This is a genomic window from Aureimonas endophytica (genome assembly GCF_014642635.1).
Classification (GTDB): domain Bacteria; phylum Pseudomonadota; class Alphaproteobacteria; order Rhizobiales; family Rhizobiaceae; genus Plantimonas; species Plantimonas endophytica.
Genome location: NZ_BMIQ01000004.1, coordinates 305821 through 327683 on the forward strand (window position 1 = coordinate 305821; position 21863 = coordinate 327683).

The following is a 21863-nucleotide window of genomic DNA, read 5'->3' on the forward strand; positions in this document are numbered from 1 at the left end:
CCTCAGGCCAGCGCCGCCGTTCCCGCCAGCGGCTTGCCGGCGGTGAAGTAGAGACAGAGGTCGTTTAGGAAGCAGGTCTCGCAGCGCGGGCGCTGCGACCTGCACACGGCCTTGCCGAACTGGATCAGCCAGAAATGGCCGTCGCGCTGCGCCCAGGCCGGGGCGCGGTTGACGAGGTCGGCGGCGGTCTTTTCCGCCGTCGGCGCATCGGTGAGGCCGATGCGGTTGGCGACGCGGTTCACATGCGTGTCCACCGCGATCACGTCCTGGTCGAAGGCGAAGCTCATGACGATGTCGGCGCATTTGCGCCCGATGCCGGGGAGCGCCATCAGCGCCTCGCGCGTCTGCGGCACGACGCGGTCATGCTCGTCCACCAGCGCCCGGCAGAGCTTCTTCAGATTGCGCGTCTTCGTGTTGTAGAGCCCGCAAGGGCGGATCGCGGCGGCGAGCTCGGCGTCGGGCAGCGCCAGGATCTCGTCGGCCGTCCGGGCGAGGGCGAAGAGATTGTCGGTCGCCAGCGCCGTGTTGCGGTCGAGGCTCTGGGCCGAGAGCAGGCAGGAGACGACCGAGCGGAACGGGTCCGGCTGGTCCTTCGGCCCCTTGGCGAAGGCGGTGCGGCCCGGCATATGCGCCTTCAGCCGCCGGAACGCCTCTTCCACCTCCGGCTCGGGCAGGAGCCGTTCGCCGCGCTTGTCCTTGCCCATGTCCCGCTCCGGTTGCTTCCTGGCGCGGGAAGGGGGAAGGCCCGGCCGGGGTTCCGCGCCTGCGGCGACGCGGCCCGCCTCAGCCACGCGCCAGGACGCCGGCTTCCCAGCCGAGCATGGCGCGCTTGCGCGACAGGCCCCAATGATAGCCGGTCAGCGCCCCGCTCTTGCCGACGACCCGGTGGCAGGGCACGACGAAGGAAACCGGGTTGCGTCCGACCGCCGCCCCCACCGCCCGCGCCGCCTTCGGCGCGCCGATCGTCTCGGCCACGCGCGAATAGGTGGTGGCGCTGCCGACCGGGATCGACAGGAGCGTTTCCCAGACGCGGATCTCGAAATCCGTGCCGATCAGGACGACGCGCAGCGGCCGGTCGCGCATCCATTCCGCCGGATCGAAGGCGCGCTGCGCAAAGGGCTCGATCGCCGTCTGATCCTCGCGGAAGCGGGCGCGCGGCCAGCGCCGGCGCATGTCGTCGAGCGCCGCCGCGTCCCCCGCCGCGCCGCCCTCGGAAAAGCCGACGCCGGCGAGACCCCGATCGGTGGCGATGACCAGCGCTCGGCCGAAGGGCGAGTCCGTGAAGCCATAGGCGAGATCGATGCCCTCGCCCTTGGCCTTGTAGAAGCCCGGCGACATCGCCTCGTGCCGCACGAAGAGATCGTGCAGCCGCGAGGGGCCGGACAGGCCGACATCGAAGGCGGCGTCGAGCAGCGAGGCGCCGGAGGCGAGCAGCTCGCGCGCCTTGTCGATCGTCACCGCCTGGAGAAAGGCCTTCGGCGTCAGCCCGGCCCAGCGGCGGAAGAGCGCTTCCAGCTCGGCCGGCGAAAGGTTCACCGCCTCGGCGATGGCGGCGAGGCTCGGCTGGCTGCGGAAGTCGGTGGAGATGAATTCCACGGCGCGGCGCACCGTCTCGTAGTCGGACGAGGTCGGGCGCGGCAGCGGCTCGCAGGTGGCGAGGAGCTTGGCGGCGCTCGGCGCGGCCTCGGTGATGTCGGATGCGTGAAACATGGCAACCTCCTGAGTTGCGGCCAGGAGACCACGCCCGCCGCGCCGCCGCCACCCGATTTTCGGCACGGCAGGGGGCGCGGCCAGGACGGGGCTCAGCGCCCCTTGGCCGTCAGGAGGGCGCGGTGGAACTCGCTGGCGAAGCTTTCCCGGTCGCCGGGATTGAGGAAGGTGCCGAGCCTCGTCGCCCGGCCCTCGCCGGAGACGATCATGTCGGTGATGCCGATCTCCTCGTGGCGGGACACGCTGAACCGCGCCCAGAACGGGTTGTAATGCGTCTCGCGCACGGCGCCGGCCGGCGAGACCTGGCGGATCTCGAGATCGAGCCGGGAGATGCGCACCTCCTCGCGTGCCTTCGCCGCCCGATAGCTCGCCCGGAAGGCGAGCCAGACCAGGAAGACGTCGAGACCGAAGAAGCCGAAGACCGGCCAGGCGCCGTTCAGCACGAAGCCGAGGCCGGAGGCGAGGCTGACGGAGCCGAGGCCGAGCATCAGGATGTTGAAGCCGCGCCGGCCGAGCGAGCGATGCGGCACGAGCATCGCCCGGAAGATCGGCGCCTCGGGATCGGCGGGAGCGTCACTCATCCTTCGGCCTCGCCAGCGGACATGGTCCCTCGATATAGGAAAGCATGGCAGAAAAACGCATCCCCGCCAAGAAAGCCGCCCCGAAGCCGAAGGTCGCACCCGGCGCCGCGCCGAAGGCGCCGCCGCCGATCCCCTATGCTCCGGCCGAGATCGAGGAGATCTTCCGCCGGCTCCATGTGCAGCGGCCGGAGCCGACCTCGGAACTCGAGCATCGCGACCCGTTCACCCTTCTCTGCGCCGTCGTGATGTCGGCCCAGGCGACCGATGTCGGCGTCAACCGGGCGACGCGCCTCCTGTTTCCGCTCGCCGCCACGCCGGAGGCGATGGCGGCGATGGACGAGGCCCGGCTCGCCGAGATCATCCGCAACGTGCCCTTCGCGCCGACCAAGGCGCGCAATCTCGTGCGTCTGTCGCGGATGCTCCTGGAGAGGCATGGCGGCGCGGTGCCGCGTGACCGGGCGGCGCTGGAAGCGCTGCCGGGCGTCGGGCCGAAGACGGCGCGCGTCGTCCTCAACACCGCCTTCGGCGAGGAGACCTTCGGCGTCGACACCCATATCTTCCGCATCGGCAACAGGCTGGGCCTCGCCCCCGGCCGCACGCCGGAGGAGGTGGAGCGCAACTTCCTGCCCATCATCCCGCCAGCCTATCGGCGCGACGCGCATCACCTCCTCCTGCTGCACGGCCGCTATGTCTGCAAGGCGCGCAAGCCCGACTGCCCGGCCTGCGTCATCGCCGATCTCTGCAAGGCACCGGAGAAATGGTGCGACGTCCCGGCGCCCCTGGTGCCCCTGCCGGTGCGCGGCCCCGGCCTGCAAGGCAGGCCGCAGACCGGCGGCGCCGGCGCGGAAGGCACGGCGGAGGCCGTGGCTTCGGATTGAGGAGGGAGGAAGGGCGGGTGAGTCCGCAGGATCGGACGACAAATCCTCGCGCCCCGGTGTCGATATATTGTGCTGGGCGCGAGATTCGCTACATGTCGTGTCGAGAAGTTCAGGCCGTCATCCGAGACGATGTCCCCACGCCCGCCCATTCCGAGCCGCATGTCGAAGGCTCAGGTCGCCGAATTCGCCGAGCATGTGGCGAATGGGCTGGCGTTCGAGCCCGGCGACCCGATGGAGCCTGTCGTGGCGGCGTTGAACGGGAAGATCCGCCATCACGACCATGTCGCCCGGATTAACGGCATTCCCGAATCCATCCTGGTCAAGCCCGACGGGCGTTTCGTCATCTTCATGACGAGCCTGACATCCGAAAAGCGCGACCGCTTCACGCTCGCGCACGAACTCGGCCATCGCCTGCTGCATTTCCCGCTGGTGCACGACAAATATCCAACGGAGAAGATGGTCGCCACGCGCTGGGTCGATGAGAACGATCGCGTGCAGCAAAGGGCCGAGTGGGAGGCGAACTGGTTCGCCGCGGCGTTTCTGATGCCCGAGGAGGGATTCCTGAAGGCCGTCGACCGGTTCGGCCTGGGGCAGGCGGCGATCATCTACGGGGTGAGCAAGCGCGCCGCCGAGATCAGACTGAAGAGCCTGCGGCCGCATTAATGGACTGTCCGGACTATCGTCTCCGGCTGTTCATGTCGGTGGATCTCGTCGGCTCGACCGCCTTCAAGGGCGGGCGGGGCGCGGTGGTTCCTCCTGGCGCGACGCAGCCGCTCTGGGTCCGGGAACTGAAGAAGTTCTACTTCCTCTTCCCCGAACATCTCCGGCGCGAGTTCCTGCGAAGCGGCAAGGTCGAGAAGGATGCCGATCGGCGCGATCCTCCGGCTCCTCTCCTCTGGAAGCGGATCGGCGACGAACTCGTCTTCTGCTGCCGGCTCGAAAGCCTGGAACATCTCGCACGGTGCGTTCTCGCCTTCGTCAACGCGCTCGACGAATATGGCAACCAGCTCGATAGCGACGGCAAGCACCTCGACGTGAAGGGCGGGGCCTGGATCGCCGCCTTCCCGTTCCCCAATCTGACGGTGAGGATCGCGGACGATCGCGCCGGCGATATCGTCGAATATGGCGAGGCCCTCCCCGAGGACATCGAGACCGAGGAGCTGGAGGCGGCGGCGGACGAAATCCCGTCGCGCTTCGATTTCCTCGGCCCCGGCATCGACGGCGGCTTCCGGATCACGAAGTTCGCGTCGTCGGACCGCTGCGTCCTGACCGTGGAAACCGCCTGGCTCCTGGCGAAGGCGTGTTCCGTCGAGCGCAAATATCCCCTCAAGTTCTTCTATCACGATCGCCAGATCTTGAAGGGCGTCCTCCAGGAGCGCCCTTACCCGGTCTTCTCCATCGATACCGAGCGCAGCGTATCGCGGAAGGAGGTTCTGTTTCGCGAGAACCTGATCACGAAGCGCGATCATGCCGATGCCCGCCTGATCGCCGATTTCCTGATCGCCTTCATGACGGATGAGGCGATTGAACCGCCGAGCCTCGCCTCGCTCGACACCGAAAGCTGCGAGCCGCCGGCCTCGCACGAGGAATTCACGCGGGCGTGGCAGGCGAAGCGGATGGAAACGGCGAAGCGGAGCGAACTCGAACGCGCCTCGCTGGAAGCCCCGACACAGGCGGAGGAGAACGGCGAGACGGGAGCGATCACCCTCGATCGGCTGAAGCAGGGATTCGAGCAGTTCGTGACGGAGATGACGCCACGCCGGACGAGCCCGGAGGAGGAAGAGGAAGACTAGCGGCGAGCCGGAGGCCTATGTCCGGGACGTCGATGGCGAGCGGTGGCGAGGGACCTTCGCATCGGCTTCGCTTCTCGCCGTCACCAGGCGGTGCAGGTTCACCATCAGCGCAGCGGCGAAGAGGGGGGTGAGGAGGTTGAGGAGCGGCACGGCGAGGAAGGCGGCGATCGCCGCGCCGCCGAGGAAGACCAGCCCGGCATGGCGACGGCGCAGCGCCTTCGCCTCTTCCTCCGGCCGGTAGCGCAGGGCCGCGAATTCGAAATATTCGCGCCCCAGCAGATAGCCGTTGACCAGGAAGAAGGCGACGAAATGGAGGCCCGGCACCAGAAGCAGCGCGAAGGCGAGGAGGTTGCCGAGGATGACGATGCCGAAGAACTTCAGCGACAGCCAGAGCGCCGGCAGGAGCGGCATCTCGCGGCCCTGCGGCGCCTCCGGGTAGCGCGTCCGCTCAACCACGGCCGCGACGTCGTCGAGAAAGAAGCCGGCGGTGATCGCGCTGACGGGACCGATCAGGAAAAAGAGCGCCACCGCGAGGACGAGGCCCGCCGCCCAGCCGGCCAGCGTGCCGGCCCCGGTCGCCCAGTCCGGCAGCTGCGGCAGGTGGTCGCCCGCGAGCGGCAGGACGAAGGCGCCGAACAGCGCCTCCACCGCGAACCAGAGCGCCACGAGGAAGAGGGCGGTGAGGCCGAGCACCTTCCAGAGCGCGGCCCGGAAGGGCGGCGAGAGGAGATCGGCGAGGGCGCGGGTGACGGCGGTGGCGAGCATTATCCGTGCAGCTTCAGGGCGGGACCTTTGGCCGGCATCATAATATCGGCGAGGATCGCCATCGAGCCCCGAACCGGGCCGAGCACCGTCCATTGGTGGTCGCGCGCCAGGGCGGAATAGGCGGCCTTGGCGAACTGGCCGTGGATCAGGAAGTCGTCCTTGCGGGTGCCGCCGAGAATGCCGACCGCGCCCGCCTGGCCGAAGGAGATGAGCTGGCCCTTGTTGCGGTAGCGGAAGGGGGCGGCGTCGCCGCCGGCGATCGCGCGGGGCAGGCTGCGGGCGAGATAGGCGGCCTGTTGGCTGGCGACCTGGGCGGTCGGCGGCAGCGGGCGTTCGGCGCCGTCCGGCGTCAGGCTCGCGGCATCGCCGAGGGCGTGGACGAGCGGGTCGACCGTCGTGCGCAGCCAGGGATCGACGACGATGCGGCCCTTCCCGTCGATCTCGAAATCGGCGAGCTCCTTCAGGACCGGCAGGCCGACGAGCCCGGCCGCCCACATGGTCGCCTCGGCCGGATAGATCGCGCCGGAGCCGGTCCGCACCCCGCCGTCCTCCACCGCCGCGACCTTCGCATTCGTCACCACGTCGATGTCGAGCGCCTGGAGGCGTTCGAGGACACTGCGGCGCAGCTTGTCGTCCGAGCCAGGCATGATCTCGGGCGCGGCCTCGAGGATCGTGATCGACAGAAGCCGGTCGCGCTCGCCGCGCCCTTCCTCGAAGAAGGCCTGTTCGGCCTGGCGCAGGTTCGCGGCGAGTTCGGTGCCGGTCGCGCCCGAACCGACGATGACGATCCGCGCCGGCCGGCGCGTCTCGCGCGCCCCGATCATCAGGGCGACGAAGGTGGTGCGGAAGGCATCGGCATCGGCGCGCCCGTCCAGGCGATAGGCGTGCTCCCGGACGCCCGGCGTGCCGAAATCGGCCGTCACCCCGCCGAGCGCCACGACGCAGCGGTCATAGGCGACGAAGCGTTCCGGCGCCACCGCCTCGCTGCGCGCATCCTCGAAGCGCTTCAGCACGACATGCCGCCGGGCGCGGTCGATGGCCATGACCTCGCCCTGCTCGAAATGGAAGCCGCGCAGGCTGGCGAGGACGTAGAAGCTGATCTCGGTGAGATTGGTGTCCACCGTGCCGGCGGCGAATTCGTGGAGACGCGGTTTCCAGAGATGGGCGCCGACCCGGTCGATCAGCGTGACCGCCAGATCCTCGTGCCGGGCAAGCCCGCAGGCGAGTTCCAGGCCCCCGGAGCCGCCGCCGAGAATCGCGACCTTCGTCTTGCCCATGCGTCCGACCTCGCCGCTCCTGCGTCGCGCGCCGCGACGGATCGGGGCGGGCCGCGCCGCCTCAGGCGCCGAGCTGCGGACCGAACAGGCCGACCAGCCCGACGACGATGAGATAGAGCGCGACGATGTAATTCAGAAGGCGCGGCATCAGGAGGATCAGGATGCCGGCCACCAGTGCGACGAGTGGCTGGATCTGGATCAACATGCGGGTTCCTTCCATGCTGCGCGCCGGAGCGGCGCTCCGGCGCGAGGTGGCGGGCATCCCCCGTCCAGCAAGGGCGCCGGCCGGAGGATCATTGGCGAGAAGGGGGAAATCCCGGTCAGAACTCTTCCCAGTCGTCGGCGCTCGCCGCCGGCTTCGGCGCCGCGCCGCCATGGCCGGTCGTGCGCAGCTGGGCGACGGGGCGGGACGGAGCGGGGGACGACGGGCGGCGGCTCGGGGTGCGGTTCGCGGCGGCGGGTGCCGGTGCGCCGGCCTTGGTGCGGAAGCGCTCCGTCAGATGGGCGAGCTCCTGCGTTTCCGCCGACAGCGACTGCGCCGCCGCCGTCGTCTCTTCCACCATCGCCGCGTTCTGCTGCGTCACCTTGTCCATCTGGTCCGCCGCCGTCGAGACTTCGCGCAGCGACGTCGCCTGTTCGCGGGCCGAGCGGGCGATCTCGCCGACGATCCGCGCCATGTCGCCGACCGTCGACACGATCTCCTCCAGGCTGCGGCCCGAGGCGGTGACGAGCTCGACGCCGTCGGTGACCTGGGCGGAGGAGGCCGAGATGAGGTTCTTGATCTCCTTCGCCGCTTCCGCCGAGCGCTGCGCCAGACCCCGCACTTCCTGCGCCACCACCGCGAAGCCGCGTCCCGCCTCGCCGGCCCTGGCGGCTTCCACGCCCGCGTTCAGGGCCAGAAGGTTCGTCTGGAAGGCGATCTCGTCGATCACGCCGATGATCTTGCCGATCTCGGCCGAGGAGCGCTCGATGCCGCTCATCGCCTCGACCGCCCGTCCGACGATCGCCCCGCCCTTTTCGGCGCTGGTCTGGGCGGTCGAGGCGGTGCTCTGCGCCGCGACGGCGGCTTCCGCCGTGCCGTTGACGCCGCGCATCACTTCCGAGAGCGCCGCGACGGTCTCCTCCAGCGACGCCGCCTGCTGCTCGGTGCGCTGGGCGAGGTCGGAGGAGGCGACATTGATCTGGCCGAGGCCGACGCGGATCGTGCCGACCGAGCCGACGACCGAGCCGATCGCCTCTTCCAGCGCCGCGACGGAGGTGTTGAACTGCTGACGGATCGGCTCGAATTCCGGCGCCACGCTTTGGTTCATCCGGACGGTCAGGTCGCCGGAGGCCAGCGCGTCGAAGCCCGCTTCCACCGCATGGACGAAGGCCTTCAGATCCTCGGCCTTGGCATTGTCGATGGCCGCCTGCCGGTCGCGATTGGCGGCCTGCGCCTCGCGCGAGGCCTGGGCCTCCGCTTCCAGGCGCCGCTGCTCGATCATGGCGTCCTTGAAGACCTGCACGGACTTGGCCATCGTGCCGACCTCGTCGCGGCGCTCCTGGCCTTCGATCACCGTATCGACGCGTCCGGCCGCGAGATCGGCCATCCTCTGGCCGAGGCGGGTCAGCGGCCCGGTGATGCCCTTCGTCGAGACGAGAAGGGAGCCGGCGATGCCGGCGACGGCCGCCATGACGGCGATGAGCAGGACGGTCATGCTGGTGCCGTTCGACTGCCCGGTCAGCGCGTCCGACTGCTGGGTGACGAACTGGATCTGGTCGTTGTTGGCCGACGAAATCTTGGCGGATAGCGCCTCGATCTGCGGATCGAGCTTCGCCATGATGGTGCGCGCCGCGTCATTGTCGCTCTTCGCGCCCTTCTCGCCGGCCACGACGACCTGATCGGCGATCTGCGTCAACTGGGCGTCGAAATCGTCCCAGATGGCCGACCGCTCCGGCATCCGCTTCTTCACATCGGCGAGATTGTCGTGCGCACTCGCGATCGCGGCCTTGATCTGCTCGACCGCCTTCTCTGCGACCGCGTCGTCATAGGCGATCGCCTTATAGGCGCCGTAACCCATGGCATTGATCGCCCGGTTCACCCGCGACAGCGAGACCGAGGCCTTGTCGGGATTCTCGATCAGGTCGGAATAGGCGGCGTCGATCGCGATGATCGACCGGCCGGCATAAACGGAGGCGCCGAGGCCCATCAGGCTGATGCCGAGGGCGACCGCGGTGATCTTGAGTCCTATCTTGACGTTTCCGAGCATCGATTGTCAGCCATCAAATCAGTCGATGGCCCATTCGTAGCCTGGCAAGTTTAATTTTTTCTCGCCCGACTTTTGGTTGCAAAGCTTGATCCGCAACCGGAACAAGACGTTGCGAGAGACGGCGCGAAATGGTCGCGCCGCTGCGGAAGGCAAGGGGCGGTCAGCATCTTCACGGTTTGTTGTTGAAGGCTCAGGCCGGGTTCGGAGGGCGTTGCTTTCGGAAGATCGGTTTTCCATCGCCACCGGACCCGTCGCAGGCAAGGCCGGACAGTATTCGAACGCAACATTGCCGCGCCGCAGCATGACGCTTCGCTTGGCGCGGGCGAAGGCTTATAAGCCGGCTGACGACGAAAGGCGGGCGAATGAGCGAAGCGAAGCGGATCGATGGCAAGGCGCGGGCGGCGGGGCTCGTCGAGCGGGTGAAGGCGGAGGCGGGGGCGCTCGAAGCCGCGACCGGCCGGCGGCCGGGCCTCGCCGTGGTGATCGTCGGCGAGGACCCGGCGAGCCAGGTCTATGTCGCCTCCAAGGCGCGCATGGCGGAGGAATGCGGCTTCAAGTCGGTGAAGCACGTGCTGGGCGCCGAAACGCCGGAAGCCGAGCTTCTGGATCTCGTCGAGCGGCTGAACGGCGATCCGACGATCCATGGCATCCTCGTGCAATTGCCGCTGCCGCGCCAGATCGACGCCAACAAGGTGATCCGCGCGATCGCTCCGGAGAAGGATGTCGACGGCTTCCATCTGACGAATGTCGGCCTCGTCGGCATCGGCGACGTCGCGACTGCCTTCGTGCCCTGCACGCCGGCCGGCGCGATGATCCTCATCCGCGACGCGCTGGGTGAGGACCTATCCGGCCGCCATGCCGTGGTGGTCGGCCGTTCCAACATCGTCGGCAAGCCGATGGCGCAGCTTCTCCTCGCGGCCAATGCCACGGTGACGATCGCCCATTCGCGCACCGCCGACCTGCCGGCGCTCTGCCGCATGGCGGATATCCTCGTCGCGGCGGTCGGGCGGCCGGAAATGATCCGGGGCGACTGGGTGAAGCCCGGCGCGGTGGTGATCGATGTCGGCATCAACCGCGTCGAGGCTCCCGAGAAGGGCGAAGGCAGAACGCGGCTCGTCGGCGACGTCGCCTATGCGGAAGCGGCGGAGCGGGCGGCGGCGATCACCCCGGTGCCGGGCGGGGTCGGGCCGATGACCATCGCCATGCTGATGGCGAACACGCTGGTCTCCGCCTGCCGCGCCGCCGGACGCGCGGCGCCGAAGTTCTGATCGTCAGACGAGTTGGAGAGGAAAACGCGCAGCGATCGGGGGAAAATCCCGGTCGCTTTGCAGCAGCGCGTGGCCGTTGAGGATGCAGAAGGTGGCGATCGCGAGATCCACCGTCTTGCGGATCGTGACGCCTTCGGCGCGCAGGGCGCGATAGATCCGCGCCGCTTCGACGGCGACCCTTTCGGACATCGTCTCGACAACCGGGAAGCGGCGCAGTTCACGCTCGAGTCGGGCGGCGTGAGCATCGTCGCGGGCGCCGCGCAACACTTCGAGTAGAACGAGATCGCTGACGATCAGGTCCATCTTATTGGAGGAGCGATCCTCCAGAAAGCGCGTCGCCGGGGTTTGCCGATCGCGCAGGAGATCGATCCAGACGGAACTGTCGACGAGGATCATCGACCGCTGTGATCGTCGCGTCCCTCGCGCATGGCATCGAGATCGCCTTCCCAGCCCAGGCCCCGGAGACTCTCGATGGCGCGACGTCGGCGATTGTTCTCGATCAGCAGCCGCAGCGCCTGCTCGACCGTGGCACTGTCCGAGTCGAGCCCTGCCATTTCGACGGCTTCCGCGAGCAAGGCGTCGTCGATGACGACATTCACACCCATCTTCGAATCTCCGTGTCGGACGAAGGACGACGCGCCCATCCTAGCCTGTCGCGAGGATGGGCGCGACGGGTGTCAGTTCGCCGTGCCGGGCTCGCTCGTCTCGCCGGCGCGGGGGGCGGGTTCCGGGGCGGGTTTCGGGCCGCCCTTGGCGACGCCCACCATGGCCGGGCGCAGCACGCGGTCGCCGATGGCATAGCCGTCCTGCACCACCTGCACGACCGTGTTGTTCGGCACGTCCGGGTTCGGCACCTCGAACATCGCCTGATGGAAGTTCGGGTCGAAGCGCTGGCCGGTCGGCTCCAGCTTCTTCACGCCGAAGCGTTCCAACGCCGAAAGCAGGCCGCGCTCGGTGATCTCGACGCCCTCGATGAGATGGGTGAGGCCGTTCGCGCCGGCGGCGCGCTCCTCCGCCGGGACGGCCGCGATGGCGCGGCCGAGATTGTCCATCACGTTCAGCATCTCGCGCGCGAAATTCGTCACCGCGTAGGTGCGTGCGTCCTTGATCTCGCGCTCGGTGCGCCGGCGCAGATTCTCCATCTCGGCCGCGACGCGCAGCGCCCGGTCCTTGTGCTCGGCGATCTCCGCCTCGAGCTCGGCGATGCGCGCCTCGGCGGCGTCCCTGATGAAGGCCGCCGCCGCGTCGTCGGAGAAGCCGCTCTTCGGCGCCGCCTCGGCGGCCGGAGTTCCGGTCGCATCCTCCGGCGTCTCGGTCTCGGTCCGCTGGCCGGTTTCGCTCGTCATCTCTGCCCCTTCGTCGAAAGGCCCGGCTGTCTCTCCGCCGGGCGAATCCTCGCCGCCGATATCGATGGGCGGTCCCGTAAAATCAAGGCCGGCCCCCGCCGGCCGGCCGGCCGAGCAGCCGGGAGACGAGCCGCGCGGTGTAGTCGACCATCGGCACGATCCGCCGGTAGTTCAGCCGCGTCGGGCCGATGACGCCGACGGCGCCGATCACCTTGCCCTCCGCGTCGTTATAGGGAGCGATCACCAGCGAGGAGCCCGAAAGGGAGAAGAGCTTGTTCTCCGAGCCGATGAAGATCCGGACGCCGTTGCCCGTCTCGGCGAGGTCGAGAAGCTCGATCAGGCCGCTCTTGGTCTCCAGGTCGTCGAAGAGGAGGCGCAGCCGCTCCAGGTCCTCGGCGGCCGTCACGTTGTCGAGGAGATTGGCCCGGCCGCGCACGATGAGGCGCGAGGGCTGGTTGGCGTCCGCCCCGGACCAGAGGGCGAGGCCCTCGTCGACGAGACGGCGCGACAGCGAGTCCAGCGCCGCCGCCGTCTCGGCCCGCATCGCCTCCATCCGCTCGCGCGCCTCGGCGAGCGTGCGCCCGACGATATGGGCATTGAGGAAATTCGCCGCCTCGACCAGCTGCGAGGCGGTGATGCCCGCCGGCAGGTCGACGATGCGGTTCTCGACATCGCCGTTCTCGCCAACGAGCACGGCCAGCGCCTTGGTCGCCTCCAGGCGGATGAACTCGACATGCTTCAGGCGCAGGTCGGTCTTGGCGGCGAGCACCAGCCCCGCGCCGCGCGACAGGCCGGACAGGAGCTGGCTCGCCTCGGTGAGGAGGGTCTGCATCGAGCGCTCGTCGCCGGTCTTGCGCACCTTGTCCTCGATCGTCCGCCGCTCGTCCTGCGGCAGGTCGCCGACCTCCAGGAAGGCGTCGACGAAGAAGCGCAGGCCGAGCTGGGTCGGCAGGCGCCCGGCGCTGACATGGGGCGCGTAGATGAGGCCCAGCTGTTCCAGGTCGCTCATCACGTTGCGGATCGAGGCGGGCGACAGCGAGGTGGTGAGAAGGCGCGACAGCGAGCGCGAGCCCACCGGCTCGCCGATATCGAGATAGGACTCGACGATGAGACGGAAGATTTCCCGCGCCCGCTCGTCGAGCGGGCCGGACAGCCTGTCGGCGGGGAGACGGAACTCGTTCATGGATTCGGCATCGATGGCTGCGACCCCTCCAATATAGTGTCGGGAGGCCGCGCGCGTCACCTGCGTTGCGCGGGCGCGGAGGCGGGGATAGAAGCGGCGGACGATCACGAACGGACTTCATCATGCGGCCTTCCAAACGAGCCTTCGACGCGCTTCGCCCGGTGACGCTGGAGCGCGGCGTGTCCCGACACGCGGAAGGCTCCTGCCTCGTCAAGTTCGGCGACACCCATGTCCTCTGCCTCGCCAGCATCGAGGAGCGCGTCCCGCCCTTCCTGAAGAACACGGGCAAAGGCTGGGTGACGGCGGAATACGGCATGCTGCCGCGCGCCACCGGCGAGCGCATGCGCCGCGAGGCGGCGAGCGGCAAGCAGTCCGGCCGCACGCTGGAGATCCAGCGGCTCATCGGCCGGTCCTTGCGCGCCGTCGTCGATCTCGGCGCCCTCGGCGAGCGGCAGATCACCGTCGACTGCGACGTGATCCAGGCCGATGGCGGCACGCGCACGGCCTCGATCACCGGCGGCTTCGTCGCCCTCCACGACTGCCTCGCCTGGATGGAGGCACGCGGCATGGTGAGCCGCGAGAAGGTGATCCGCGACCATGTCGCGGCAGTCTCCTGCGGCATCTACAAGGGCGAGCCGGTGCTCGATCTCGACTATCTGGAGGATTCGGCCGCCGAGACGGACGCCAATTTCGTCCTGACCGGCGCCGGCGGCATTGTCGAGATCCAGGGCACGGCGGAAGGCGCGCCCTTCTCGGAAGCGGAATTCTCGGCCCTGATGGGCCTCGCCAAGTCCGGCATCGCCGATCTCGTCGCCCGGCAGAAGGCGGCGATCGCCGGGGCGGCGGCGTGAGCCGGCTCGATCCGGCGGCGGGCCCGCTTCTCGTCGCCAGCCACAACGAGGGCAAGGTGCGGGAATTCCGCGAGCTTCTCGCGCCCTTCGGCCTTGCCGTCGTCTCGGCCGCCGAGAAGGGGCTCGACGAGCCGGAGGAGACCGGCACGAGCTTCGAGGAAAACGCGCGGCTGAAGTCGCTGGCGGCGGCGAAGGCCTCGGGCCTCGTCGCCCTCTCCGACGATTCCGGCCTCTGCGTCGAGGCGCTGGGCGGCGATCCCGGCATCTATTCGGCCCGCTGGGCCGGCGCGTCGAAGGATTTCGCGCAGGCGATGCGCAATGTCGAGGAGAAGCTCCAGGCGGCCGGCGCGACCACGCCGGACCGGCGCAGCGCGAGCTTCGTCTCGGTCCTGTCCCTCGCCTGGCCGGACGGCACGACGCGCGAGTTCCGGGGCGAGATCCTCGGCACCATCGTCTGGCCGCCGCGCGGCACGCTCGGCTTCGGCTACGATCCCTTCTTCCAGCCGGAGGGCATGGACAAGACCTTCGGCGAACTCTCCTCCGACGAGAAGCACGGCTGGAAGCCGGGCGACGCGACGGCCCTGTCGCACCGCGCCCGCGCCTTCAAGCTCTTCGCCGAGGCGATGCTCGGGGAGCCGGGCACCGGATGAGCGGGGGCCGGCTCCTCCAGGCCGCCGGGGCGAGCCATGCCGCCCCGTCGTCGCCGACCTCGCGCGAGCCGGGCTTCGGCGTCTATGTCCACTGGCCCTTCTGCGCGGCGAAGTGCCCCTATTGCGACTTCAACAGCCATGTCCGCCACCAGCCGGTGGACCAGGCGCGCTACGCCGCCGCCTTCGCCCGCGAACTGACGGCGATGGCGGCGCGTTCGCGCGGCGAGACCGTCACCTCGGTCTTCTTCGGCGGCGGCACGCCCTCCCTGATGCGGCCGGAAACGGTCGGCGCCATCCTGGAGGCGATCGCGGCGAACTGGACCGTCGCGCCCGATGCCGAGGTGACGCTGGAGGCCAATCCGTCGAGCGTCGAGGCGGAGCGCTTTCTCGGCTATCGCGCGGCGGGCGTCAACCGCGTCTCGCTCGGCGTCCAGGCGTTGAACGAGGCGGATCTGAAGCGTCTCGGCCGGCTGCACGGCATCGCGGAGGCGCTGCGGGCGATCGGCCTCGCGCGCGAGATCTTCCCGCGCCTTTCCTTCGATCTCATCTATGCCCGGCCCGGGCAGAGCCTCGCCGCCTGGGAGGCGGAGCTGAACCAGGCGATCGATCTCGCGGCCGACCATCTCTCGCTCTACCAGCTGACCATCGAGGAAGGCACGCCCTTCCATGCGCTGCGCGCGGCGGGCAAGCTGAAGGTGCCGGACGGCGAATTGTCCGCCGATCTCTACGAGGCGACGCAATCGATCACCCGCCGGCGCGGGCTGCCGGCCTACGAGATTTCCAATCACGCGGCGCCCGGCGCGGAATCGCGCCACAACCTCACCTATTGGCGCTACGGCCTCTATGCCGGCGTCGGCCCCGGCGCCCATGGGCGGCTGAAGGGGCCGGGCGGGCGCCATGCCATCGCCACCGAGCGCCATCCCGAAACCTGGCTGCGGATGGTGGAGGACTGGGAGACGGGCATCGTCACCGACGATCTCCTCACCCCGGCGGAGGAGGCGGACGAATTGCTGCTGATGGGGCTGCGGCTTTCCGAGGGCATCGACCTCACGCGCTGGCGGCGGCTCGCCGGGCGCGACATCGACCGGGCGAGCGAGGCCGACCTCGCCCAGCACGGCATGATCGAGCGGCTCGGGCCGGACCGCATCCGCGCCACCCCGGCCGGGATGATGGTGCTCGACGCCGTCGTCGCCGATCTCTGCTGATGGCGGTGGAGGAAGGGGCGGCGGAGCGGCGCTTCGCGATCCGCGACCAGGGCTTCGCCGCGCCCCGGCCGGAGCCGGGCCTCTATCTCGTCGCGACGCCGATCGGCAATCTCGGCGACATCACGCTGCGCGCCCTCGATCTTCTCGCCGGCGCGGACATCCTCGCCTGCGAGGACACGCGGGTGACGCAGGTTCTCCTCCAGCGCTACGGCATCCGCCGGCGCCTGACGCCCTATCACGAGCACAACGCGGCCGAGGCCGGGCCGGAGCTGCTGGCGGCCCTGGAAGCCGGCCGGAGCGTCGCGCTCGTCTCCGATGCCGGCACGCCGCTCGTCTCCGATCCGGGCTTCCGGCTCGTCGGCGAGGCGATCGCGCGCGGCGTCGCGGTCCATCCGATTCCCGGCGCCTCGGCGGTGCTTTCGGCGCTTCTCGCCTCGGGCCTGCCGTCCGACGCCTTTCTCTTCGCCGGCTTCCTGCCGCAGAAGGAGGGCGCCCGCCGCCAGCGCCTGGAGGAACTGGCGCGCGTGCCGGCGACGCTTCTCTTCTTCGAGGCGCCGCATCGCATCCGCGACAGCCTCGCCGACATGGCGGCGGTTCTGGGCGATACGCGCCCCGCCGCCGTCTGCCGCGAGCTCACCAAGGCCTTCGAGACCGTCTATCGCGGCACGCTGCCGGAACTCGCGGCGGGATTCGAGGCGATGGAACGGGTGCGCGGCGAGATCGTCGTCGCGATCGGCCCGCCGGAGGCGGAGGGCGCGGCCGGCGCCGCCGATGCCGATGCGATCCTCGCCGGCCTCCTCGCCGAGATGAAGCCGGCCGAGGCGGCGCGCGAGGCGGCGCGTCTGACGGGCCTTTCCCGCCGCGACCTCTATCAGCGGGCGCTCGCCATGAAGGCGGGCGCGTGAGCGACGACACCGCCCGCGCCCGGCGCCGCGCGGGCTTCGCCCTCGGCCATCGCGGCGAGACGCTGGCCGCCTGGGCGCTGCGGCTGAAGGGCTACCGCATCCTGGCGCGGCGCCACCGCACCCGGCTCGGCGAGATCGACCTCGTCGCCCGGCGCGGCGATCTCGTCGCGATCGTCGAGGTGAAGGCGCGCCCGACGCTGGCCGAGGCGATGGAGGCCGTCGGGCCGGAGGCGCAGCGGCGCATCGCCCATGCCGCCGATCTCTGGCTGGCGCGCCAGCGCGACGCCCATCGCCTGTCGCTGCGCTTCGACATCGTCGCCATCCTGCCCCGCCGCTGGCCGGTGCATGTGAAGGATGCCTGGCGGGCGCGGTGACGCTTGCCGATTGCCATGCCGCGAGCGGCCCGCTACCTCGGGCGGGAGAAGCGGACGGAGCGAAGCCATGCCCCTCGACGTTGCGGTCCAGATGGACCACGTGTCCTCGATCACCATCAAGGGCGATTCCACCTTCGCGCTCTGCCTGGAGGCGCAGCGGCGCGGCCATCGCCTGTTCCACTACACGCCCGACCGCCTGAGCCTGCGCGACGGCCGCGCGACGGCCCGCGCCGAGGTAATGCAGCTCGCCGAGGAGCAGGGCAAGCATTTCGTCCTCGCCGAGCAGGAGAAGATCGATCTCGCCGCCATGGACGTGGTGCTGCTGCGGCAGGACCCGCCCTTCGACATGGCCTATATCACCTCGACCCATATCCTCGACCGGATCCATCCGCAGACGCTGGTGGTCAACGACCCGGCCTCGGTGCGCAACGCGCCGGAGAAGATCTTCGTCACCGAATTTTCCGACCTCATGCCGGAAACGCTGATCACCAAGGACCCGGTCGAGGTCGCCGCCTTCCGCGCCGAGTTCGGCGAGATCGTGCTGAAGCCGCTCTACGGCAATGGCGGGGCCGGCGTCTTCCACCTGAGACCCGACGACCGCAACCTGTCCTCCTTCCTGGAGACCTTCGGCATCCTCTTCCGCGAGCCCTTCATCGTGCAGCGCTATCTGACGGACGTGCGCAAGGGCGACAAGCGCATCATCCTCGTCGACGGCGAGTTCGCCGGGGCGATCAACCGCGTGCCGGCCGAGACCGACGCGCGCTCCAACATGCATGTCGGCGGACGGGCGGAGGCGACCGAACTGACGGCGCGCGAGCGCGAGATCTGCGAGCGCATCGGCCCGGAACTGCGCAGGCGCGGCCTCCTCTTCGTCGGCATCGACGTGATCGGCGACTACATGACCGAGATCAACGTCACCTCGCCGACCGGCATCCGCGAGGTGAAGCGCTTCGGCGGCGCCGATATCGCCGCGCTGCTCTGGGACAGGATCGAGGAGAAGGTGGCGCGCTGACCAGCCCTCAGCCGATCCGCATGCGGTTCAGCAGCCCGTCGCGCTTCACGAAATGATGGCGCAGCGCGCCCGCGACATGCAGCGCGACGAGACCGAGGAGCAGCCAGGCCAGCGTCCCGTGCAGGGCGAAGAGCCGGTCGCTGAGATCCTCGTCCATCGGCAGGACGTCCGGCAGGGCGAAGCCGAACAGGCGGATCGTGTCGCCGGACAGAGCCGAAGCGGTCCAGCCGAGGACGGGCATGACGAGAAGGCCGAGATAGAGCCCGCCCTGGACGAGGGCGGCGAGCGCCCGCTCCCAGCGCGGCGCGCCGCCCGGCACCGGATCGATGCGGTGGGTGGCGCGCCAGAGAAGGCGCAGGAGCACCAGCGCGAAGAGGGCGATGCCGATCGAGCGGTGCCAGTCGACGAGCGCGGCGCCGAGATCGCTGGCCCCGAGCCAGTCGAAGCTCCAGGCGAGCGCGAACATCGCCGCGAGGAGAAGCACCGTCAGCCAATGGAAGCGCCGGATCGCGGCCGGCAGGGGCCGAACCGTCTCGCCGCGTGAGAATGCCACCGCCATCGGCCCGCTCCTTTGCCTGTCCGCCTGCCGGGCAGCTGGCGCGGCGGTGCTTATCGCCGGTTCCGCCGCGAATGGGAACGGTCCGGGCCTTGCCGGCCCGCGCGCCGGCCGAGTTCGCTCAACAGCTTGAAAACATTCTTGAAGGCTAGACTGGACGCGGGAAACGGCCGGTCGGTGGACCTTTGCATTGCAAAACTTTATAGGACTTGCCGAAGAAAATCGGGGACAGGGCGATGGGTCCCGCCGGTCGACGCCCGACCGGGCGCGGCGCATGAGGGATGCCATGATCCTTTCCGTCTGTTCCATGCCGGATGCATTCGACGGATGCGGGCCGGGCGCCGAGGCGGCGGCACCGCTGCCGGCGTCGGCCGGGAAAGCCCTTGTCGGCGGGTCTGGCCGGCCGAGTCTGAGGAGACGAACCTGATGACCGAAAGCACGGTCTGGCTCATTATCGGCTTTATCGGCCAGGGCCTGTTCTTCGGCCGCATCCTCGTGCAGTGGATCGCCTCGGAGCGCCGGGGCGAGAGCGTCGTGCCGCGCTCCTTCTGGTATTTCAGCATCGTCGGCAGCCTCCTGCTCTTCGCCTATGCCGTGCACCAGCGCGACATCGTCATCATGATGGGGCAGGCCTTCGGCATTCTCGTCTACGGCCGGAACCTCACCTTCCGCCGTCCGAAGCTGGTCGCGGCCGAAGCTCAGGCATGAATCCGGGCCTGCGGGCCCTCGCGCCTTATTCGATCCTGGCGGTCCTCTGCCTCCTGTCGCCCGCGCTCCGTCCGGTGCTCTCGCCGGACGAGACGCGCTATTTCTCCGTCGCCTGGGAGATGTGGCAGAACGGCAACTGGTTCGTGCCGACGATGAACTTCGCGGCCTATGACGACAAGCCGCCGCTGCTCTTCTGGCTGATCGACCTGTCCTGGCTGGTCTTCGGCGTCGGTCGCTTCGGCGCGAGCGTGGTGGTCTTCGCCGTCGCCTCGCTCGTCGTCTGGCTGACGGGGCGGCTCGCCCGCGCCCTCCTGCCGGAGCGTCCCGACATCCAGGCGCGCCTGCCCTGGCTGATGGTCGGCAACGCCGTCTTCCTGATCTATGCGGGGCTGATCCTCTTCGACCTCCTGCTCACCGCCTGCGTCCTCGTCGCGGTGCTCGGCTTTCTGACGCTGGCGCGCGGCGAGACGCGCAAAGGCGTGCTTCTCGTCGGGCTCGGCCTCGGGTTCGGCATCCTCGCCAAGGGGCCGGCGACGCTGATCCATGCCGTCTGGCCGCTCCTTCTCTACCCGCTCTGGCGCGGCGAGCGCGAGACGCTCTCTACCGCCCGGCTCTGGCGCGGGGCGGGCCTCGCGCTCCTCGTCGCCCTCGCGGTCGTCGCCCTCTGGCTGGTGCCGGCGCTGACGGCGAGCGACGGGCGCTTCGCCAAGGAGCTGATCTGGGACCAGTCGGCCGGCCGCATCTCGGGCCGGATGGCGGCCTCGCATCCGCGGCCGGTCTATTTCTACCTCATGCTCCTGCCGATCATCGGCCTGCCCTGGCTGTTCCTGCCGCAATTCTGGCGGGCGCTCGCCACCCTCCGCCGGCGCGTCGCCGGGGCGGCAGAGGGCGACGGGGAAGGGCGCGTCCTCCGGCTGCTGCTGCTCTGGCCGCTCGGCATCCTCGTCGTCTTCAGCCTGATCTCCGGCAAGCAGCCGCATTACATCCTGCCGATCGTCGCGCCGCTGACGATCCTCTTCGCCTGGATGCTGGCCGCCCTGCCGCCGCGCAGCCTCGTCTGGCGCGCCTATGCCACCGGCGGCGTCCTGATGGCGGCGCAGGTCGTGGCGGCCTTCACCGCCTATCCGCTCCTGGAGCTCCAGCCGGTGGCCGATCTCCTCGCCCGCGAGCGGGACCGGCCGATGGCCTTCGCGGGCAATTACGCCGCCGAGTTCGGATTCCTGGGGCGGCTGACCCGTCCGCTCGACACGATCGACGACGACGCGGCGCCGGCCTGGGCCAAGGCTCATCCGGGCGGCATCGTCGTGTCCTATGACGACAGCGTGGCGGCGGCCGCGACGGGAACGCTGCTGACGCGCCCCTATCGCGACGACCATGTCTATGTCCTCTCGGCCGAGCAGCTCGGCGCGACGCCCGGCGGTTGAAGCCGCAAGGCGTCGCGGGCGCTCAAGGCAGGCGCGGCGTCGCGGCGATGAAGGCGTCGAGCTCGGCCCGCGTGCCGGCGCCCTCCATCGGCCCCCGCACCGAGACGTTGCGCGCGCCCGCCGCATTCGCATAGTCGAGCGCTTCCGCCGGCGCCATGCCAAGCCGCCGGCAGGCGACATAGGCGCCGCCGAAACAGTCGCCGGCCCCCGTCGGATCGACCTCCGTCACCGCGAAGGCCAGCCGGTCGATGCGTGTTCCGTCGCCGCCGAAGAAGCTCGATCCCTTCTCGCCGCGCTTCAGCGCGATCTCGCCGATGCCGCGCCGGAAAAGCGCCGCGACGGCCGCTTCCTCGCCCTCGACGCCCGCCGCGACGAACAGCTCGTCGCCGGAGGGCAGGAGCAGGTCGGCGAGATCGAGCAGGCGCTGGAAGCGCGCCTGCGTCTGGCCCTGGCCAAGCAGTTCCTTGCGCAGGTTCGGATCGAAGGACACGCTGCCGCCGCGCCCCTTGATCACGCCGAGCGCGTGCTCGATCATCTCCCAGGCGCCGGGAATGGCGAAGGCCGTGCCCATGACATGCAGATGGCCGGCCCGCTCGAACAGCGCCTTCGCCGCGTCGGTGAGACCGATCAGCGCCGCTGCCGACTTGCCGATATTGAAGACGAAGTCGCGCGAGCCGTCCTCGCGATAGCGCACGAAGGCGCTGCCGGTCGGAAAGTCCGGGCTGACCGAGATGGCGGAAACGTCGGCGCCGTCGGCCCGCAGGCGCTCGACATTCAGCCGGCCGAAATCGTCGTCGCCGACCGAGGCGACGATGCCGGCCGCGCCGCCGAGCCGCGCGCATTGATCGATGAAGATCGCCGGCGCGCCGCTGGCATAGGGGCCGACGAGCTCGATCGGCTCCAGGAAGCCGTTGCCGCGCGTCAGCGCCATGATCTCGACGAGGATCTCGCCGATGACGACGGTCGGGCCGAGCGCGTCCGGCGCCAGTCGCGACGGCTCAGCCATGCCCGCATTCCCTCTTCGACCGCTGCCTCATCCTTGTCCTCCCCCCCCCCTGCCGGCTGGCGCCCTGTTTGTTGTATTTCGCAACAAAATCGCCGGCGCGCGGAAAGTCAAGCATCGGATGC

26 protein-coding genes are annotated in these 21863 nt (G+C 69.7%); 12 read left to right on the forward strand and 14 right to left on the reverse strand.

Annotated features, from left to right (window positions below):
* Positions 1–2 precede the first annotated feature (2 nt).
* From IEY14_RS14860 to IEY14_RS14870, 3 genes are all read right to left on the reverse strand, one after another.
* Positions 3–704, reverse strand: a complete 702-nt coding sequence (locus IEY14_RS14860) for an endonuclease III domain-containing protein (RefSeq protein ID WP_188909776.1) — start codon at positions 702–704, stop codon at positions 3–5.
* A gap of 79 nt (positions 705–783) precedes the next feature.
* A complete protein-coding gene (locus IEY14_RS14865; RefSeq protein ID WP_188909778.1) occupies positions 784–1710 on the reverse strand; it encodes a methylated-DNA--[protein]-cysteine S-methyltransferase in 927 nt (308 codons plus the stop codon).
* 92 nt (positions 1711–1802) lie between these two features.
* Positions 1803–2291, reverse strand: coding sequence for a DUF2244 domain-containing protein (locus IEY14_RS14870; RefSeq protein ID WP_188909780.1), 489 nt, complete (start codon positions 2289–2291; stop codon positions 1803–1805).
* Positions 2292–2335: 44 nt separating this feature from the next.
* Between IEY14_RS14870 and nth the strand changes: the two genes are divergently transcribed.
* From nth to IEY14_RS14885, 3 genes are all read left to right on the forward strand, one after another.
* Complete coding sequence (nth, locus tag IEY14_RS14875; RefSeq protein WP_188909782.1) at positions 2336–3169, forward strand: endonuclease III; 834 nt, start codon at positions 2336–2338, stop codon at positions 3167–3169.
* 159 nt (positions 3170–3328) lie between these two features.
* Positions 3329–3832: an ImmA/IrrE family metallo-endopeptidase gene (locus tag IEY14_RS14880; RefSeq protein ID WP_188909784.1), complete on the forward strand. Its 504-nt coding sequence runs from the start codon at positions 3329–3331 to the stop codon at positions 3830–3832.
* The gene (locus IEY14_RS14885) at positions 3832–4962 is read left to right on the forward strand and encodes a hypothetical protein (protein WP_188909786.1); all 1131 of its coding nucleotides are present in this window, start codon (positions 3832–3834) and stop codon (positions 4960–4962) included. The genes IEY14_RS14880 and IEY14_RS14885 overlap by 1 nt, the downstream gene beginning before the upstream one ends.
* Positions 4963–4977: 15 nt before the next feature.
* Here IEY14_RS14885 and IEY14_RS14890 read toward each other — a convergent pair whose 3' ends face one another.
* The 5 genes from IEY14_RS14890 to IEY14_RS14910 all read right to left on the reverse strand — a co-directional run bounded on the left by IEY14_RS14890 (position 4978) and on the right by IEY14_RS14910 (position 9556).
* Positions 4978–5727, reverse strand: coding sequence for a sulfate transporter family protein (locus tag IEY14_RS14890; protein ID WP_188909788.1), 750 nt, complete (start codon positions 5725–5727; stop codon positions 4978–4980).
* A complete protein-coding gene (locus IEY14_RS14895; protein ID WP_188909790.1) occupies positions 5727–7004 on the reverse strand; it encodes an NAD(P)/FAD-dependent oxidoreductase in 1278 nt (425 codons plus the stop codon). The genes IEY14_RS14890 and IEY14_RS14895 overlap by 1 nt, the downstream gene beginning before the upstream one ends.
* 61 nt (positions 7005–7065) lie before the next feature.
* Positions 7066–7209 carry a DUF3096 domain-containing protein gene (locus IEY14_RS14900; RefSeq protein ID WP_188909792.1) on the reverse strand — a complete coding sequence of 48 codons (144 nt, stop codon included), beginning with the start codon at positions 7207–7209 and terminating at the stop codon, positions 7066–7068.
* 115 nt (positions 7210–7324) lie between these two features.
* Positions 7325–9253 (reverse strand): methyl-accepting chemotaxis protein, encoded by a 1929-nt coding sequence (locus IEY14_RS14905; protein ID WP_210318430.1) that lies wholly within the window; start codon positions 9251–9253, stop codon positions 7325–7327.
* 18 nt (positions 9254–9271) lie between these two features.
* On the reverse strand, positions 9272–9556 hold the full coding sequence (locus IEY14_RS14910) for a hypothetical protein (protein ID WP_188909793.1): 285 nt from the start codon (positions 9554–9556) through the stop codon (positions 9272–9274).
* Between the two features lie 59 nt (positions 9557–9615).
* Here IEY14_RS14910 and folD point away from each other — a divergent pair, with 59 nt between their 5' ends.
* Positions 9616–10521 carry a bifunctional methylenetetrahydrofolate dehydrogenase/methenyltetrahydrofolate cyclohydrolase FolD gene (gene folD, locus IEY14_RS14915; protein WP_188909795.1) on the forward strand — a complete coding sequence of 302 codons (906 nt, stop codon included), beginning with the start codon at positions 9616–9618 and terminating at the stop codon, positions 10519–10521.
* Between the two features lie 3 nt (positions 10522–10524).
* Here folD and vapC read toward each other — a convergent pair whose 3' ends face one another.
* The 4 genes from vapC to hrcA all read right to left on the reverse strand — a co-directional run bounded on the left by vapC (position 10525) and on the right by hrcA (position 13050).
* Positions 10525–10917, reverse strand: a complete 393-nt coding sequence (gene vapC, locus IEY14_RS14920; protein WP_188909797.1) for a type II toxin-antitoxin system VapC family toxin — start codon at positions 10915–10917, stop codon at positions 10525–10527.
* Positions 10914–11126 carry a type II toxin-antitoxin system VapB family antitoxin gene (locus IEY14_RS14925; protein WP_188909800.1) on the reverse strand — a complete coding sequence of 71 codons (213 nt, stop codon included), beginning with the start codon at positions 11124–11126 and terminating at the stop codon, positions 10914–10916. Before IEY14_RS14925 ends, vapC begins: the two co-directional genes overlap by 4 nt.
* 72 nt (positions 11127–11198) lie before the next feature.
* A complete protein-coding gene (gene grpE, locus IEY14_RS14930; RefSeq protein ID WP_188909801.1) occupies positions 11199–11867 on the reverse strand; it encodes a nucleotide exchange factor GrpE in 669 nt (222 codons plus the stop codon).
* Positions 11868–11949: 82 nt separating this feature from the next.
* On the reverse strand, positions 11950–13050 hold the full coding sequence (gene hrcA, locus IEY14_RS14935) for a heat-inducible transcriptional repressor HrcA (protein ID WP_188909803.1): 1101 nt from the start codon (positions 13048–13050) through the stop codon (positions 11950–11952).
* Between the two features lie 122 nt (positions 13051–13172).
* Between hrcA and rph the strand changes: the two genes are divergently transcribed.
* From rph to gshB, 6 genes are all read left to right on the forward strand, one after another.
* Entirely contained in the window at positions 13173–13901 is a 729-nt protein-coding gene (gene rph / locus IEY14_RS14940) for a ribonuclease PH (protein WP_188909805.1), read from the forward strand.
* Positions 13898–14551 carry an RdgB/HAM1 family non-canonical purine NTP pyrophosphatase gene (rdgB, locus tag IEY14_RS14945; RefSeq protein WP_188909807.1) on the forward strand — a complete coding sequence of 218 codons (654 nt, stop codon included), beginning with the start codon at positions 13898–13900 and terminating at the stop codon, positions 14549–14551. The genes rph and rdgB overlap by 4 nt, the downstream gene beginning before the upstream one ends.
* Positions 14548–15756, forward strand: a complete 1209-nt coding sequence (gene hemW, locus IEY14_RS14950; protein ID WP_188909809.1) for a radical SAM family heme chaperone HemW — start codon at positions 14548–14550, stop codon at positions 15754–15756. Before rdgB ends, hemW begins: the two co-directional genes overlap by 4 nt.
* Positions 15756–16661 (forward strand): 16S rRNA (cytidine(1402)-2'-O)-methyltransferase, encoded by a 906-nt coding sequence (rsmI, locus tag IEY14_RS14955; RefSeq protein ID WP_188909811.1) that lies wholly within the window; start codon positions 15756–15758, stop codon positions 16659–16661. The genes hemW and rsmI overlap by 1 nt, the downstream gene beginning before the upstream one ends.
* Positions 16658–17035, forward strand: a complete 378-nt coding sequence (locus IEY14_RS14960) for a YraN family protein (RefSeq protein WP_188909812.1) — start codon at positions 16658–16660, stop codon at positions 17033–17035. Before rsmI ends, IEY14_RS14960 begins: the two co-directional genes overlap by 4 nt.
* A gap of 67 nt (positions 17036–17102) precedes the next feature.
* Positions 17103–18047, forward strand: coding sequence for a glutathione synthase (gshB, locus tag IEY14_RS14965; protein ID WP_188909814.1), 945 nt, complete (start codon positions 17103–17105; stop codon positions 18045–18047).
* A gap of 7 nt (positions 18048–18054) precedes the next feature.
* Here gshB and IEY14_RS14970 read toward each other — a convergent pair whose 3' ends face one another.
* Complete coding sequence (locus IEY14_RS14970) at positions 18055–18606, reverse strand: cytochrome b (protein ID WP_188909816.1); 552 nt, start codon at positions 18604–18606, stop codon at positions 18055–18057.
* A 423-nt stretch (positions 18607–19029) separates the two neighbouring features.
* On the opposite strand from IEY14_RS14970, the gene IEY14_RS14975 reads away from it, so the two are divergent.
* Entirely contained in the window at positions 19030–19311 is a 282-nt protein-coding gene (locus IEY14_RS14975) for a lipid-A-disaccharide synthase N-terminal domain-containing protein (protein ID WP_188909818.1), read from the forward strand.
* Positions 19308–20735, forward strand: coding sequence for an ArnT family glycosyltransferase (locus IEY14_RS14980; protein WP_188909820.1), 1428 nt, complete (start codon positions 19308–19310; stop codon positions 20733–20735). Before IEY14_RS14975 ends, IEY14_RS14980 begins: the two co-directional genes overlap by 4 nt.
* A gap of 22 nt (positions 20736–20757) precedes the next feature.
* On the opposite strand, the gene IEY14_RS14985 is transcribed toward IEY14_RS14980, so the two are convergent.
* A complete protein-coding gene (locus IEY14_RS14985; RefSeq protein WP_188909822.1) occupies positions 20758–21741 on the reverse strand; it encodes a tagatose kinase in 984 nt (327 codons plus the stop codon).
* Between the last annotated feature and the right edge of the window lie 122 nt (positions 21742–21863).

What these genes read in the sequence shown, in the direction of transcription:
- IEY14_RS14860 (WP_188909776.1), bottom strand. Translation starts at nt 704, where the DNA reads ATGGGCAAGGACAAGCGCGGCGAACGGCTCCTGCCCGAGCCGGAGGTG.
- IEY14_RS14865 (WP_188909778.1), bottom strand. Translation starts at nt 1,710, where the DNA reads ATGTTTCACGCATCCGACATCACCGAGGCCGCGCCGAGCGCCGCCAAG.
- IEY14_RS14870 (WP_188909780.1), bottom strand. Translation starts at nt 2,291, where the DNA reads ATGAGTGACGCTCCCGCCGATCCCGAGGCGCCGATCTTCCGGGCGATG.
- nth (WP_188909782.1), top strand. Translation starts at nt 2,336, where the DNA reads ATGGCAGAAAAACGCATCCCCGCCAAGAAAGCCGCCCCGAAGCCGAAG.
- IEY14_RS14880 (WP_188909784.1), top strand. Translation starts at nt 3,329, where the DNA reads ATGTCGAAGGCTCAGGTCGCCGAATTCGCCGAGCATGTGGCGAATGGG.
- IEY14_RS14885 (WP_188909786.1), top strand. Translation starts at nt 3,832, where the DNA reads ATGGACTGTCCGGACTATCGTCTCCGGCTGTTCATGTCGGTGGATCTC.
- IEY14_RS14890 (WP_188909788.1), bottom strand. Translation starts at nt 5,727, where the DNA reads ATGCTCGCCACCGCCGTCACCCGCGCCCTCGCCGATCTCCTCTCGCCG.
- IEY14_RS14895 (WP_188909790.1), bottom strand. Translation starts at nt 7,004, where the DNA reads ATGGGCAAGACGAAGGTCGCGATTCTCGGCGGCGGCTCCGGGGGCCTG.
- IEY14_RS14900 (WP_188909792.1), bottom strand. Translation starts at nt 7,209, where the DNA reads ATGTTGATCCAGATCCAGCCACTCGTCGCACTGGTGGCCGGCATCCTG.
- IEY14_RS14905 (WP_210318430.1), bottom strand. Translation starts at nt 9,253, where the DNA reads ATGCTCGGAAACGTCAAGATAGGACTCAAGATCACCGCGGTCGCCCTC.
- IEY14_RS14910 (WP_188909793.1), bottom strand. Translation starts at nt 9,556, where the DNA reads ATGCTGCGGCGCGGCAATGTTGCGTTCGAATACTGTCCGGCCTTGCCT.
- folD (WP_188909795.1), top strand. Translation starts at nt 9,616, where the DNA reads ATGAGCGAAGCGAAGCGGATCGATGGCAAGGCGCGGGCGGCGGGGCTC.
- vapC (WP_188909797.1), bottom strand. Translation starts at nt 10,917, where the DNA reads ATGATCCTCGTCGACAGTTCCGTCTGGATCGATCTCCTGCGCGATCGG.
- IEY14_RS14925 (WP_188909800.1), bottom strand. Translation starts at nt 11,126, where the DNA reads ATGGGTGTGAATGTCGTCATCGACGACGCCTTGCTCGCGGAAGCCGTC.
- grpE (WP_188909801.1), bottom strand. Translation starts at nt 11,867, where the DNA reads ATGACGAGCGAAACCGGCCAGCGGACCGAGACCGAGACGCCGGAGGAT.
- hrcA (WP_188909803.1), bottom strand. Translation starts at nt 13,050, where the DNA reads ATGAACGAGTTCCGTCTCCCCGCCGACAGGCTGTCCGGCCCGCTCGAC.
- rph (WP_188909805.1), top strand. Translation starts at nt 13,173, where the DNA reads ATGCGGCCTTCCAAACGAGCCTTCGACGCGCTTCGCCCGGTGACGCTG.
- hemW (WP_188909809.1), top strand. Translation starts at nt 14,548, where the DNA reads ATGAGCGGGGGCCGGCTCCTCCAGGCCGCCGGGGCGAGCCATGCCGCC.
- rsmI (WP_188909811.1), top strand. Translation starts at nt 15,756, where the DNA reads ATGGCGGTGGAGGAAGGGGCGGCGGAGCGGCGCTTCGCGATCCGCGAC.
- gshB (WP_188909814.1), top strand. Translation starts at nt 17,103, where the DNA reads ATGCCCCTCGACGTTGCGGTCCAGATGGACCACGTGTCCTCGATCACC.
- IEY14_RS14970 (WP_188909816.1), bottom strand. Translation starts at nt 18,606, where the DNA reads ATGGCGGTGGCATTCTCACGCGGCGAGACGGTTCGGCCCCTGCCGGCC.
- IEY14_RS14975 (WP_188909818.1), top strand. Translation starts at nt 19,030, where the DNA reads ATGACCGAAAGCACGGTCTGGCTCATTATCGGCTTTATCGGCCAGGGC.
- IEY14_RS14980 (WP_188909820.1), top strand. Translation starts at nt 19,308, where the DNA reads ATGAATCCGGGCCTGCGGGCCCTCGCGCCTTATTCGATCCTGGCGGTC.
- IEY14_RS14985 (WP_188909822.1), bottom strand. Translation starts at nt 21,741, where the DNA reads ATGGCTGAGCCGTCGCGACTGGCGCCGGACGCGCTCGGCCCGACCGTC.